Origin of the sequence: Polycladidibacter stylochi (assembly GCF_001562055.1) — a bacterium.
In the GTDB taxonomy this organism is placed as follows: domain Bacteria; phylum Pseudomonadota; class Alphaproteobacteria; order Rhizobiales; family Stappiaceae; genus Pseudovibrio; species Pseudovibrio stylochi.
In genome coordinates this window covers 160,222-174,329 of sequence record NZ_LLWE01000019.1, presented here as the reverse complement: position 1 = coordinate 174,329, position 14,108 = coordinate 160,222, and the positions used below count along the sequence as shown (strand labels likewise).

Sequence of the window (14,108 nt, the reverse complement as noted above, 5' to 3'; positions counted from 1 at the left end):
CCATGTCTAAAAAGATATTTGAAGTACCGCTGTATCCTTATGTCCGTTCGGCAGATCAAGACGCACCTAAAGCGGTGCGCCATAAAGTGGTTGTGGTAGGAGCAGGCCCAATTGGGCTTGCTGCAGCCATTGAACTGGCGATGAATGACATTCCAGTCGTGGTGGTTGATGATAACGACAAGGTGAGCTGGGGCTCACGCGCTGTGTGTTACGCCAAGCGTCCGCTGGAAATCTTGGATCGTATCGGTTGTGGCGACCAGTTCGTCGATAAGGGTGTTCAGTGGAATGTGGGCAAGGTGTTTTTCGATGAGCGCCAAGTCTATCAGTTCGACCTGTTGCCCGAAGATGGCCATAAGCGACCGGCCTTTATCAATCTACAGCAATACTATTTCGAAGAGTATTTGGTTGATCGGGTTAAAGAGCTGCAAGCGCAGGGTAAACCCATTGAAATACGTGGCAACAACAAGGTTGTCGCGCTTGATCAGGGCGAAGACTATGCCAGTGTTCAATTGGAAACACCGGAGGGTACCTACACTATTGAAGCCGATTGGGTGATTGCCTGTGATGGGGCTGCTTCGCCAATCCGTTCCATGCTCGGGCTGGACTTTGTCGGCCGCGTGTTTGAGGACAACTTCCTCATTGCCGATGTGATTATGGATGCAAGCTTCCCAACAGAGCGCTGGTTCTGGTTCGATCCGCCTTTCAATCGTGGCCAATCGGCACTGTTACACAAGCAGCCCGACAATGTTTGGCGCATTGATTTGCAATTGGGCTGGGATATCGACAAGGAAGAAGAGAAAAAGGAAGAAAACGTCATTCCGCGCCTCAAAGCCATGCTGGGCGAGGATGTGAATTTCGAGTTGGAATGGGTTTCAATCTACACCTTCCAGTGTCGACGTATGGAGCAGTTCCGCAAAGGGCGGGTCATTTTTGCAGGTGATAGTGCTCATCAGGTGTCGCCATTTGGTGCACGCGGTGCCAACTCGGGTCTGCAAGATACCGACAACCTCATTTGGAAACTCAAGCTGGTCATGGAGAATAAAGCGCCATTGAGTTTGCTTGATACCTATGATGAAGAGCGCATTTATGCGGCGGACGAGAACATTCTCAACTCCTCCCGTTCTACGGACTTTATCACGCCCAAGTCCAATATGAGCCGCATCTTCCGTAATGCGGTGCTGGACTTGGCCGAGAAAGCTGCATTTGCCCGCCCACTTGTTAATTCGGGCCGCTTGTCTGTTCCAGCTGTTTACGATGGTTCTTCCTTGAATGGGGCAGATGTGCCGCATATGCCAAAGCGCACCCGTCCCGGTGCGCCGGCCAGTGATGCCCCGCTTGAAAAGGGGTATTTGCTGGAGCAATTAGGCAACAAGTTCCAGTTATTGGCTATTAACTGTGATGTACCGGTTAGCTTGGATGTGGATGGCATCACAATTGAATCGCTTTCCATTAACACCGCGCAATTGCCCGATAAAAGCCTGCAAGAGCGCTATTTGGGAGAGGCGCGATCTGCCATTTACCTGTTGCGCCCGGACCAGCATATCGCTGCCCGCTTTGTGAGCTATGACGAAGCCTCGGTTCAAGAGGCCATGCGCATCGCCACTGGAAATCTAACGCAGGAGGTTACCGCATGAGCCAGCTTGTAGAGCAACCCAATCTCAATGATCCCGATGGCTTTTATCAAGAGCTGATTGATAGCCACACGGGCCTGAGTGATGCGCAAAGTACCAGCATGAACGCGCGGCTTGTGCTTATTCTCGCCAATCATATTGGTGATCGCGCGGTGCTGGCCGAGGCTTTGGCCCTGGCAAAAGAAACCATGCCCACGACCGAGCGCAGTTGAGGAGGAAAGACCATGAAGATCGAGCAAATTCACCACGTTGCCTACCGGTGTAAGGACGCCAAGGAAACCGTTGAGTGGTACACGAAAAATCTCAATATGGATTTTATTCTGGCTATTGCCGAGGATAAAGTGCCTTCCACGCATGAGCCAGACCCCTACATGCATTTGTTTCTAGATGCTGGGAATGGCAATGTTCTTGCCTTTTTCGAGCTGCCAACCAAGCCGGAAATGGGTCGCGATCCCAACACGCCAGTATGGGTACAACATATCGCCTTCAAGGTGAAAGACCGTGCCACGCTGGTTGCCTTCAAAGAGCAGCTGGAAGCAAACGGCATTGATGTACTCGGTGTGACCGACCATTCAATCTTCCACTCGATCTATTTCTTTGATCCGAATGGACACCGTATCGAGCTAGCATGCCCTGATCCTGCTGAAGAGGAAAAGTTGCAACGTCTGGACGCTGTGAAATGGGATATGCTGGAAGAATGGAGCCGCACGAAAAAAGCGCCCAAGCATGCGGACTGGTTGCACGCCAAGGAGTTTGGTAACAGCTAGTTTCCTTCACCTTGCGGTTGGTTATGTAAAGTAACCGGAAATTTTCGCGGCAATTACGATAATATGAATTATCTATTATTGCCGCGATTACCATTAACATGTTTATTAGTATTTTTAAGTTTATCTAAAAATGAATATTCCTATAAGAACTTGTAGTATTTTGTAATAAAAGGTAATTGCTTAAAATGCAGTTGACCCTAGGGCATGTTACGAAGTACTTAAATTTCCCAGCTGTTTCAGTTAGTTAAGATTATCTCAAGGTATTCGCCAGCTCAATGATTGGCAATATATGCAAACTCGACTCATAGCTTCAGATGAGATAGATTAAACGTATTACTTTATTTCTAGTCCCGATAAAGCTGAAAAAATGAATAAGAGTGACAGATCTAACACTGCGATAGCCTATCGTCGCCTTAAAGAAGCAATACAAAACAACCAGATGCGCCCCGGAACACAGCTGTTGGAGCGTGAAGCTGCCGAAACATTAAACATGAGCCGTACCCCCGTACGGGAAGCCATGCTTTTGTTGCAACGTGATGGGTTGGTCAGGGTGCGGCCGCGCCAGGGTATGCTGGTACTGCCGATTACCACAAAAGATATTATTGATATCTACGAAATATTGCAGTCCCTGGAGCCGATTGCTCTTAAAGGAATTCTGGCAAGAGGATTACAAGAAGAAGAGGTATCACGTCTACAAGAACTCATGGACCTTATGGATGTGGCAATTGAAATGAACCGGATGACGGTTTGGGCCGGCGCCGACAGAAGCTTTCATGAGTACTTATTAACATTGAGCGAAAATAAACAACTGTATGGCTGTTTAATTAGGCTGTGGGATCAAAGCCATCGGGCCCGTCTATTACAAGCGCAAGAATGTGGCAAATCGCCAGAAGATAACCTAATACATCGAAAAGTGTTGGCAGCAGTGCTCGAAGGCAATGAGCCCAAGGCAATGGAGTTGTACCAACAAAAACACCAAAAAGCCCGTGATACGCTATTGGAGTTTGTTTCGGCCCGTAAACTGGAATTTCCTGAGGGCCTTGAAAACTAGTTATAAGCCGCAGTCGCTCAGCATTTGATTGCATGCAGTTAACAACTGCGGCTTGTGCTTATTAGTCCGCGGCCCACACATGCCCCGGCTTACCGGCAATGTAACCATTGGCCAGTGCGCCGGGTAGAGGCATCGCTTTCAACCGTGCTTCCAATTCACTACTGTCAATCTCGCCGTCGAGCAAAGCGCGGTAATCACGCGCCACCTGCACCATATCAATATCATGCGGTGAAAGCCGTAGGCGGCCAATGCCTTGCGCGTGCCATTCTTCGGCCGAAAGGGTCAGGGCCTGCACACTGTGCGAGAGTGTTTGAATGCCATTGGCGGCGAGGAATTGCTGGTTGTCCAGTGTATCCACGTCCATGCCATCCAAGTCCTTGTCGCAAACGAACTGGCAACTGTCCTTGTGCAGCTTATGGGCGCGGGCATGGTAACAACGGCCGGAAACCGCCAGCGGCAAGCGACCAAAGGCAAACATCTCCATTGTTAAATCAGGGCAGGCCTTGGCAATGGTAGCAACGGATGCCAAGGGCAGCTCCACGGGTGGGCACAGGGTTTCCATACCGCGTTCGATTAGGGCTTGTGCCGCGCCTTCATTGTAAACGTTGAAGAACGGGCCAACAGCAAACGGTTTGCCAGCCCGCTGGGCGAGGGCGGCCATGTCGTTCACTTCCACCAGCATATCCAGCTCGCACAAATCGTGGATAGAAACGCGGTCGCGTTTGGTCACGGGCAGGGCAATGGTCGAAAACACCACCTGCTTGCCGCCGCGCTCAAGGCGTTCAATCACCTGCGGCCAAGCCTTGTCGTTAAACGGCATGCGTTTGCCGCAAATCACCTCGCCAATATATACCCGCTCAACAGGGGCTTCATCGGCAATACGGGCGTAAAAATCGTGCAAATAGTCTACCGACCAGTTGAAGAACGAAGGGCCGAGTGCCAGCTCAATTTTTTGCATTATTATCTCCAGATCTTCTTGTAGGCACCGGTGGTTTCGCGCCCGCCCTCGGTCATGGCGTTCAGCATAGCCGAAACTTCGGCTTCGGCATTACCGCCCGCGTCCAGCACATCCACCGCCTGACGAAATGCTTTGACGACCTGCGAGATATAGGCCTTGCCCCGTTGGCGGCCTTCAATCTTCAAGGCAGTCACACCGGCAGCGCGCAGCCGTGGCAGCAGGGCGGCAGCGTTCAGGCTCACCGGATCTTCAAAGAGATAGGAAGTTTCGTCATTGGCATTAAAGCGGCCCTTACACAGGGTCGGGTAACCGGCATTCTCGCCCGCCTCAAAACCATCAATGGTAAAACCGCCCAAGCGGGCATACAGCTTGTCGCCTTCTTCATCGTAGGAAACATCGCCGGGGGGCGAGCACACGCCGGTCAGGTTGGGGGATTTACCGGTGGCATAGGATGAAAGCGCACAGCGCCCTTCGGTCATCACACAAAGACCGCCGAATACGAACACCTCGGTTTCAACCGAGATTTCCTTGTTGAGCTTTTCAATCTCTTCAACCGACATCACACGGGGCAGCACCACGCGCTGCACACCAAAGGTTTGCGCGTAAAAGTTGATCGCCTCGGGGGTGGCCGCCGCTGCCTGAACCGACAGATGCAAGCGCACTTGCGGGTGGTTCTTGTGGGCGTAATCCAGTACGGCAAGGTCGGCGGCAATAATCGCATCAGCCCCGCAGGCGGCAATATCGTCTACCGCTTTGGTCCAGATACCCACATCACCGGCTCTGGCAAAGGTGTTGACGGCAACCAGCACATTGGTGCCCCGCTGGTGGGCATAGCGCACGCCATCGCGCAGTTCTTTGACCGAAAAGTTCAGGCCGGGGAAGTTGCGGGCATTGGTTTCATTGCGAAACCCGCAATAGACCGAGTGGGCCCCGGCATCCACGGCAGCTTTTAAGGCGGCAGGTGTTCCCGCCGGGCAAACAAGCTCCATCGATTGCGGGATATTGGTTAAATTGGAAGCCATGATACGTCCATTAGTTGGGAACTAAACTTTGAATAAGCGCGCAAACTATCCCGCTTGCGGGGCGTCCAGCACCTTTCGCAAATTGGCAAGGGTGCTATTGGCGCAGCGGTCCACCACATCGCGCAGCTGGCCGTTAAGGCCAATCAGTTCGGCGGGGGTTAAATCTGCTTCTTCCATGGTGTTGCGCAGGGCCAGCACGGCGTCTGTATCGCCCTCGATCACCAAATCGCGCGAGAAGAACATGGCATCGCCATCATAAGTGCCATCAATCAACCCCAGCAGCACAATCAGAGGGCCGGTTATTTTGGCATCCCCCTGCGGGGCCTTGGCCTTTGGCAGCATTTCAACAAAGGCATGTTCGCCATTGGGCACCAGCTTGAAAACATAGGGAAGGTCAACCGGGTCAACAATAAACTGGGCGCGTTTGTAAGCGCCGAGCCGCTCGAACAAGTCCGGGCGCTGGGTTGAAAGTCGACGTACCGCATGGGTTAAGAACATGCCAAGGGGAGGTGGCGGCAAAAAACGCATTGCAGTTTGTAAAACTGGCGGAAACTGCCCTCGTTCCGGTTTAAGTGCCATTTCTTGTGCCTCCTTCGCTTCGTAACTACTGGTGTTAGCAGCAGTTGCAATGACAACATTGATGAATATCAACGACGCGGCCGCAATCACCCGTCAATGAAAAGAAAATGAACAACGCAATTGTTTTTGCTCTATGCGCTGTTCATAAATAAAACCGCTGTCGTCGTTAGGTTAGCCTCTAATGCAAAAGTAGAAAGGCACGTTATGTTTGCCCGTTCCCAGCCGCGCTTTCCAACGCTTGCTGCTTTCACGCAGCATCTGGCACAACGCGATATGCTGCAAAGTGTTGCGGCGCCGGTATCCACCCATTTAGAGGCGACAGAAATTCACCGACAGGTTATTGCCCGCCAAGGCCCGGCACTACTCTTTGAAAATCCGCAGAACCAAGGGGGGATGAGCGCCTCTATGCCGCTGCTGACCAATGTTTTTGGCAGTAAAGAGCGTGTGGCGCTGGGCATGGGCTGCAAACCGGAAGACTTTAAAAAGCTGGGCGAGTTGATGGCGTTTTTACGCTCTCCCAAACCACCCAAGGGCCTGCGCGGAGTTATTGAGGCATGGCCGCTGGCAAAAGCGGCGCTGGCATCGCGTCCACGCGTTGCCGCTAAAAACACCTTGCAGCACTGGCCGCTTGATCTTTCACAGCTACCCATTCAAACTTGCTGGCCGGGCGATGTTGCCCCGCTCATTACATGGGGCATTGTTATCACCCGCCCGCCGGGGCCGGATGACCCGCGCAACTACAACCTCGGCATTTACCGTTTGCAGGTTACCGGTAAGGACACCGCTATTTTGCGTTGGCTTTCCATGCGCGGCGGCGCGGCCCATCACCGCCTTTGGGCGCAAAGGGGCGAGCGCATGCCGGTTGCAGTGGTGATAGGGGCCGATCCCGCGACCATTTTGTCCGCCGTTATTCCCACCCCCTCCGATGTTAGCGAGCTGATGATCGCTGGTATTTTGGGTGGCACCCGCCCGCGGCTCATGCCTTGCCAGACCTTGCCGCTAAAAGTGCCCGCAAGCGCGGAAATTGTGCTGGAAGGTTACGCCGAACCGCATGAAACCGCCGAGGAAGGCCCTTACGGCGACCACACCGGTTACTATAACGGTATCGAGCCGTATCCCGTGTGCCGCCTGACCCGTATTACAGCCAAGAAGGACCCCGTTTACATGAGCACGTTTACCGGCCGCGCCCCAGATGAACCCGCTGTCCTTTCTGAATCCATGAACGATGTTTTCCTGCCCCTGCTCAAGCAGCAAGTGCCGGAGGTGGAAGACTTGTGGTTGCCGCCAGAGGCGTGCTCCTACCGCATTGCCGTCTTGAAAATTAAAAAAAGCTATGCGGGGCAGGCCCGCCGCGCCATGCTGGCCATGTGGTCGCTGCTGCCACAATTCACCATGACCAAGCTGATTATTACGGTTGATGAAGATATCGATTGCCGCTCGTGGTCGGATGTTATGTGGGCGGTGGCCACCCGCATGGACCCCGCCCGCGATATGGTGATACTGGAAAAAACCAGTGTCGATAGCCTCGATTTTTCATCTCCGGTAGAGGGGCTGGGTGGCAAGCTGGGCATGGATGCCACGAAGAAGATAGGGGCAGAAACAACCCGCGACTGGCCCGAGGTGCTGCGCATGCCCGAAGAGCTGGTGAAATCGGTGGAAGGCCGCTGGGACGAACTCTTCCCCCACGGGCTTAAGGGCGGTTAGGGCACTAATGATTTTGTGATGAGTTGATACACCAATGAGCGGCCAACTTGGGTTGTTCATTGGTGGAGCAGTAATTTCAGGCAACAAGTTCAAGCTGGCTGATTGGGGCAGTTATTGTGTTGATATACCCGAACTCACACTTATATCCCATGCTTGTAATGCTAGTTGCGGCGTCCTTGAAACTGACTTTGCTAAAAAAAGGAATATCTTCATTTTGAGTTTTTCCGAGAATTAAAGCAAAAGTGACTATGAAGTTTTGAGGGTTGTAATTATCTAGAAAGCTAACGTTTATAGAATCTTCATTCAGGTAGCCTTGGAATTTTTTTCGTTCTACTGGTTCGGTTTGTATTATTTGGGCACTGAAAGCACCCTGCCTCATGAGATGGCTGATTGCCGAAGAGCTTTTTCCCGGTTTTACATGGATGAAACGCTTGTTATTTGAATCAAATATATCGCAAATTTCGTTCCCAGCACTAGTTATTGTTTTGTGTTTAGCCTTGGGATGCCCAAGGTCAAATAGATGATAGCAGTCTGAGTTAGTACATGCGGTAAAATTATAGTTTGCTTCTCTGTCATAATTTTGACTAGCGTCAGGAAGATTAATATCACTATTTACGTGTGACTGGAAAAAACTAGTTATTTCGTCATAAAACGTTTGATTAACCTGATACCATTCTCCATCAGAAAGGATATATTTCTTTCCGTTCATGATTGTCTCCCATGCTATACAGCGCGAAAGAGGCCAACCAAACCGGTCATCCCCGTCTTCGTTACGGAGGTAAACTTTACATTTTTTTCTCAGCTGTTCCTGATCCATAATGTCAATAAAGGCTTTTCCAAAGTCAGAATAGAAATCTGGCATTTCAGGAAACGGGTAAGCAATTTTATTTCTCTTTTTATTACCTTTAAAAACGAAACCTTCATAAGAAAATATGTTGCTGACGAATTCTGGGGTTGAGAAATACATGTGATCGAAGTTCTCTGACTTAATTGATTTTAGTAATTCGTCAAATAAGCTATCGATTATCATTGGATCACTAGTGATTGACATGTTGTCGATCCAAGGGAACTTCTCTTTATAATCTTCTTTTTTTGAGTACTCTAAAAGGTCAGTACACAAAGCTTTTAGCTCAATAAGTGTCTCGACATTCTTGGTAGGACGGACACTATCTTTTCCTTCTACTCTCTTCCCGAGAGAGTGATTGTTGGGTAGATCTCCTGCTAGCCCTCTAAGGATGTCTTTGTGTTGGTTAATTCCCATTTCGTTGGGGGTGGATTTTTTTGGTGCCTGTTTAAGAGTCTTTTGTGAAGAGGCTTCAGGGGTTGTGAGGTTTATTTGCTTTAAGTCGTTTTGCGGAATGCAGTTAATTGCGACCTTTAACCCGAAGTTATATTCTATTTTTGTTGTGTCAATCAGGTGTGACCCCATGCCAAATGGGATTGCAAAAAAACGATCATTAGTCTTAATCACGATTACAGCATATGAAGAAGAGTTGAATATTCTAAGTGTATCAACCACGAACTCCGCTTGAATAAAAGGCAGCCATTTTGGGGGTCTTTTGGCGCTGTCTTTATAGAATAGCGCGCCGTTGATTTCTGTGTCGTCCTTGGTGTCTATGTGCTGGGTTTGAAGTTTGTCCGGATTCTTAAAAATATCTTTTAAATCTGATACGTGTTCTTTGATTAGGTAGACAGTAGGTTTAATAGTGCTTTTGGACATCGCTACCTCAAAAAGTAGAAATTTAATTTAATACTAAATAGTAATTGGTAGTAGTCAATTATTATTAAGTTGATATGATGTTAAAAGATAACCTACCTTAGTTCCTCAGCTTGCCTGTTAAAACGTTCAACGTAATTATCGCAAAGTAATATGCGGCGCTCCTGTCGGTTCCAACTCGCGCCCTTATCGCAATGGTCAAAGTTTATGGTTACTTTTTCGGGCCAGTTAAACTGCCGTACTACATCGGCAAACCACGCAATAAGCTGGGTTTTCTGCATAGCGCTTTTGTAAGGGCCTTCACCAAAAATCACTTCCACATTGGGCGATTTATCGTCATCTTGCAAAAGCGTCAGTGGCAAAAGCTGTTGCCAGCCTGCTATCTGGTCGCGGGCTGTGTCAGCGCATGCCGCCAAATCATGCTTGGAGAAGCCGAACTCTTCAATGTATTGCTGCCACTCGGCAGAGTCCGCGCCATAAAACAGGCAGGCGGTTTGGTAGGCCCGCCGAATATCCACCATGTGTTCCCCTTTAAAGTCATAGGGTTTGGTGCCGCGTTGGCGGTCCTCCAACATCCACGAATGCACCCGCGCAACTATTATTTGCGGTGCTTCATCGCGCATATTTTGGGTAATATAGGTGGTGGCAAAGCTGTCGGCCATCGCCTCTTCATTGGCCGTTTTGGGGAGGTTAAACTCACGCATCACAGCATGCCCCAGCTCGTGCAGTAGCACATGCTTCAAAACATTTTGGGTAAATGGGCGGATTGTCATTTCTTTTGCAGCTGCAGAACTGACGAAAATGCCCATAACCCAAAGCAGGCTTAAGCCAATCCGATGGCCCCTATTAAGAAAGCGTATAAAAAACATCATGTTAACACCTAATCAAAAGAAATTAGCGCAAAAACGTATAACAATGCATAATCTAAACATTATTTTATTAAATCTTTAAATAATACTTTAGAGTAATCCAAAATTTATTGCCACTCAAATCATTACTTGCATCTTGGGCGCACGAAAAATTTTGCATCTCTTTTTCATAGTTACATAGTATAAAGCGCTAAGGTTGATACTCAAGGAGCGCGGTTCATGGCAAAAAACAACAATCAAAGCGGGCAACAAGGCGCAGCCTCATCAAACGAGCTGCAACAATCGGGAAATTTGCCGGCCACACGCCCGCTCTATGCGCCGCCACTGCCGGTACTGGTGGGGGTTACCGGCGCATCGGGTGCCTGCCTTGCGCTAAAAACGCTGGAAATCCTTTCCGAACTGCGGGTTGAGGCCCACTTGGTGCTCTCCTCCGGTGCCCATGCCAGCGTCACCCACGAGCTGGGCACCCATGGGGTGGCTATGCTTTCCGAGCTGGCAAGCCACACCTACGAGGGGCAGGATATGCTCGCCCCCATTGCCTCCGGTTCTTTCCAAACCAGCGGCATGATTGTGACCCCCTGTTCCATGCGCTCGCTCTCGGCCATTGCCTATTCCTTATCCGATAACCTGCTCACTCGCGCGGCAGATGTGACACTGAAAGAGCGCCGCAAGCTGGTGATTGCCCCGCGCGAGGCACCACTACACGAAGGTCATATCGAGGCCATGCTGAAAGTCACCCGCATGGGTGGTATTGTTTGTCCGCCGGTGCCACCTTTTTATGCGGGCCTTGCCAATCTTGATCAAATGATCACCGAGGTCGCCGCTCGGGGCATCAACTCCTTGGGTATTGACCCCAAACATACCCTAACCCGCTGGCAAGGAGGGTAACTGTTGGCGGGTTGATCCTAATTACCTAGCGTTAATAGCTTGTGCCCTAGGTAAAATCACGTCATGCTTTGCTCCAGATGTGAAGGGGGATGGCATGAGCATGAGAAAAACCAGCAAAATCCTGCTGGCACTGACATTATCAGCCCTGTTTTGTACTGCTGTCAGTGCACAGCAAAAAACCGATTCTATCGCACCAGAGGCCGCAACAGCACGCGCCACTGCCAAACTGGTAACTGCTAAAAACTATATGGTTGCTGCCGCCAACCCGCTTGCAGCCAAGGCAGGCTATGACATGCTGGCCAAAGGCGGGAATGCGATAGACGCCATGGTGGCAGTACAAACCGTATTGGGTTTGGTCGAGCCGCAATCCTCCGGTTTGGGCGGTGGTGCGTTCCTTGTTTACTTTGATGCTGGAAAACAAAAACTCAGCACCTATGATGGCCGCGAAACCGCGCCAATGGCTGCCACACCGCAACTGTTTCAAGATGCAAACGGCAAACCGCTAAAGTTTTACGATGCCGTTGTTGGTGGCCGTTCGGTTGGCACGCCGGGTACGCCGCGCCTCCTCTATGATACCCATGCCAAAAAGGGTAAGCTCCCATGGGCAGAGGTTTTGGCTCCGGCCATCAAACTGGCAACTGAAGGTTTTAAAGTCTCAAACCGCCTGCATATGCTGATTGAAAAAGATCAAGAGCGCCTCTCGCGCTTTAAAGCAACGGCCGACTACTTCTTGCCAAATGGTACGCCACTACAAGTCGGTGCCACCCTTAAAAATCCGGCATATGCCCATGTGTTGACCCGTCTTGCCGCAGAAGGCCCCAGTGCATTCTATCGGGGCGAAATTGCCAGTGACATTGTCAAAACCGTACAAACCGCAGCAGGGAACCCCGGCGTGTTGGCGCTGGAAGATTTGCAAGGCTACACCATCAAACAGCGCCCTGCCGTTTGTACTGCCTACCGCGCCTATGAAATTTGCGGCATGGGGCCACCATCATCGGGTGCGCTGACAGTGGGGCAAATACTTGGTCAGCTAGAACCCTATGACTTGGCCGCTTTAGGCCCGCAAAACCCCGAGAGCTGGCGGCTGATTGGCGATGCCTCCCGCCTTGCCTTTGCCGATCGGGGCCGCTACATGGCCGATAGCGATTTCGTGCCCATGCCCACCAAAGGCTTGGTCAACAAAGACTATTTGCAACAACGTGCCAAATTGCTTACAGGTCCCAAGGCATTGGATAGCGCACAGGTTACCGCAGGTACGCCGCCATGGGATCATGCATCCTTACAAGCGGATGACGAGAGCATTGAGTTGCCATCCACCAGCCATTTCTCGATAGTGGACACCCAAGGCAACGCCGTTTCCATGACCACCACCATTGAAAACGGTTTTGGCTCGCGGCTGATGACCAACGGGTTTTTGCTCAATAACGAGCTGACCGACTTTTCGTTCCGCACGCACAAAAATGGTGTGCCCATTGCCAACCGGGTCGAGCCGAGCAAACGGCCACGTTCTTCCATGGCACCTACAATCGTTTTGCAAAATGGCAAGCCGGTAATTGTTGTTGGTTCGCCCGGTGGTAGCCGCATCATTGGGTATGTGGCGCAAAGCCTGATTGCCATGATCGATTGGCAAATGGATGTGCAAGCAGCCATCAACATGCCGCATGCGGTCAATCGCTTTGGTACTTATGATCTGGAAAAAGGCACAGATGCAGAGAAGCTGCAAGCGCCGCTCGAGGCTATGGGCTTCAAGGTCAACCTGCGCGATCTCAATTCAGGGCTGCATGGTATCGTCATTGGCAATGATGGCCTGCAAGGCGGGGCAGACCCGCGCCGCGAAGGTGTTGTGGTAGGTAATTGAAAGCAAAACGCAATAATATAGGGGCCAATTGTAGGGGCCAAAAAATAAAGAGGGAAGGCGCACACCTTCCCTGTTAAGTAGCATAGTCACAACTCAGCCCTAAGCCAATTACCAGGTAATCAACGCTAACCCTGTTAGTGTGCCACCCAGAGATTTTGTCGGCAATCTGGTGTCCTGTGGTAACTGCCCCTTTGTTCTTGATGCAGCAACAGCCTGCCTCACAGATGCGCTGCAAAATCTTTTAGAATTGAAAGCGGCGAGTATCAGCACCACAAAACAAGCGATTAACGCCAGCATGATACTACAGCGATTGGACAGCCCTTGGCATGAGGGGCGCTTATTGTTACGCATCACAACTCCATAATTGCGATAGATTATTATTCCTCTCAACCATTAGTTAAAATTATCGATTTCCGCAACATGAAATTACCGAATATCGATAACTAATTTACGTATCTCGTGATATATAAATAATGATGCGTAATAAGAGTAACTTGCGTGGTTACTCTTATTTCTGTGTTTCAATTTCAATCATCAAATCGCCGGTAATCACTTCAAGGGCTTCAATCAACTGCTCGCTCGTTAAGCCATGTGGCAATATGATGTCGGCTTTGGCCTTGAACATCAGTTCTCCGCTCATCGAGCCCGGTTCAACCAATGTATCCAAGCTGTCAATACTAACCCGAAGAGCGCCTAAAATGGCCGAAACTCGTGAAATCATACCCGGTTGGTCTTGGCCAATGAGAGAGAGCTTTGCCATTGTGCCACTTGGGGCAACATTGGCACCATTTATATGTAGGCCAACCGAAATGCCTTTTGCTTCCAGATCAAGCAATGCATCACAAAGTTTACGCTCGTTTTCAGCCGAAACAGAAATACGCACCACACCAGCAAACTGTCCGCCCAACCGTGTCATGGCACTGTCAATCCAGTTGCCATTATGGGCTGCAACCACAGCCGAGAGTTCGCCAACAAGGCCCGGACGGTCTTCTGAAACAGCAGTTAATACGATTTCTTTTTTCATGGCTTTCTCCCTGCTGCTATTACATATGTGTAGGTATAGT

At 50.3% G+C, this 14,108-nt stretch carries 14 protein-coding genes; 7 read left to right on the top strand and 7 right to left on the bottom strand.

The annotated features are described in order from the left end of the window. Positions 1-2: 2 nt before the first annotated feature. From AYK67_RS05940 to AYK67_RS05925, 4 genes are all read left to right on the top strand, one after another. Positions 3-1,634, top strand: a complete 1,632-nt coding sequence (locus AYK67_RS05940) for an FAD-dependent oxidoreductase (protein WP_068083678.1) — start codon at positions 3-5, stop codon at positions 1,632-1,634. Next, on the top strand, positions 1,631-1,843 hold the full coding sequence (locus AYK67_RS05935) for a DUF2783 domain-containing protein (protein ID WP_068083674.1): 213 nt from the start codon (positions 1,631-1,633) through the stop codon (positions 1,841-1,843). The genes AYK67_RS05940 and AYK67_RS05935 overlap by 4 nt, the downstream gene beginning before the upstream one ends. A 12-nt stretch (positions 1,844-1,855) precedes the next feature. Beyond that, complete coding sequence (locus tag AYK67_RS05930) at positions 1,856-2,398, top strand: VOC family protein (RefSeq protein ID WP_068083673.1); 543 nt, start codon at positions 1,856-1,858, stop codon at positions 2,396-2,398. 367 nt (positions 2,399-2,765) lie between these two features. Then, positions 2,766-3,449, top strand: a complete 684-nt coding sequence (locus AYK67_RS05925; protein ID WP_068083670.1) for a GntR family transcriptional regulator — start codon at positions 2,766-2,768, stop codon at positions 3,447-3,449. 61 nt (positions 3,450-3,510) lie between these two features. Here the strand turns inward: AYK67_RS05925 and ubiV are convergent, their stop codons facing one another. The 3 genes from ubiV to ubiT form a co-directional block, all read right to left on the bottom strand. Then, positions 3,511-4,407 carry a ubiquinone anaerobic biosynthesis protein UbiV gene (ubiV, locus tag AYK67_RS05920; RefSeq protein WP_068083668.1) on the bottom strand — a complete coding sequence of 299 codons (897 nt, stop codon included), beginning with the start codon at positions 4,405-4,407 and terminating at the stop codon, positions 3,511-3,513. 2 nt (positions 4,408-4,409) lie between these two features. Further along, the gene (gene ubiU / locus AYK67_RS05915; protein WP_173645104.1) at positions 4,410-5,396 is read right to left on the bottom strand and encodes a ubiquinone anaerobic biosynthesis protein UbiU; all 987 of its coding nucleotides are present in this window, start codon (positions 5,394-5,396) and stop codon (positions 4,410-4,412) included. A gap of 78 nt (positions 5,397-5,474) precedes the next feature. After that, positions 5,475-6,008 (bottom strand): ubiquinone anaerobic biosynthesis accessory factor UbiT, encoded by a 534-nt coding sequence (ubiT, locus tag AYK67_RS05910; protein WP_068083804.1) that lies wholly within the window; start codon positions 6,006-6,008, stop codon positions 5,475-5,477. Positions 6,009-6,212: 204 nt separating this feature from the next. Here ubiT and AYK67_RS05905 point away from each other — a divergent pair, with 204 nt between their 5' ends. Further along, entirely contained in the window at positions 6,213-7,712 is a 1,500-nt protein-coding gene (locus AYK67_RS05905; protein WP_068083663.1) for a UbiD family decarboxylase, read from the top strand. Positions 7,713-7,788: 76 nt separating this feature from the next. Here AYK67_RS05905 and AYK67_RS05900 read toward each other — a convergent pair whose 3' ends face one another. Together AYK67_RS05900 and AYK67_RS05895 are read right to left on the bottom strand one after the other, a co-directional pair. Beyond that, positions 7,789-9,432, bottom strand: a complete 1,644-nt coding sequence (locus AYK67_RS05900; protein WP_068083660.1) for a DUF6119 family protein — start codon at positions 9,430-9,432, stop codon at positions 7,789-7,791. Positions 9,433-9,524: 92 nt separating this feature from the next. Next, a complete protein-coding gene (locus AYK67_RS05895) occupies positions 9,525-10,301 on the bottom strand; it encodes a DUF4344 domain-containing metallopeptidase (protein ID WP_082735664.1) in 777 nt (258 codons plus the stop codon). Between the two features lie 216 nt (positions 10,302-10,517). Between AYK67_RS05895 and AYK67_RS05890 the strand changes: the two genes are divergently transcribed. Together AYK67_RS05890 and ggt are read left to right on the top strand one after the other, a co-directional pair. Next, positions 10,518-11,186, top strand: a complete 669-nt coding sequence (locus tag AYK67_RS05890) for a UbiX family flavin prenyltransferase (RefSeq protein WP_082735663.1) — start codon at positions 10,518-10,520, stop codon at positions 11,184-11,186. A 94-nt stretch (positions 11,187-11,280) separates the two neighbouring features. Continuing rightward, a complete protein-coding gene (gene ggt, locus AYK67_RS05885) occupies positions 11,281-13,044 on the top strand; it encodes a gamma-glutamyltransferase (protein ID WP_206597503.1) in 1,764 nt (587 codons plus the stop codon). A 108-nt stretch (positions 13,045-13,152) separates the two neighbouring features. Here the strand turns inward: ggt and AYK67_RS17215 are convergent, their stop codons facing one another. Together AYK67_RS17215 and AYK67_RS05875 are read right to left on the bottom strand one after the other, a co-directional pair. Then, a complete protein-coding gene (locus AYK67_RS17215; RefSeq protein WP_162265084.1) occupies positions 13,153-13,395 on the bottom strand; it encodes a hypothetical protein in 243 nt (80 codons plus the stop codon). A gap of 157 nt (positions 13,396-13,552) precedes the next feature. After that, positions 13,553-14,068 carry a glycine cleavage system transcriptional repressor gene (locus tag AYK67_RS05875; RefSeq protein WP_068083650.1) on the bottom strand — a complete coding sequence of 172 codons (516 nt, stop codon included), beginning with the start codon at positions 14,066-14,068 and terminating at the stop codon, positions 13,553-13,555. Between the last annotated feature and the right edge of the window lie 40 nt (positions 14,069-14,108).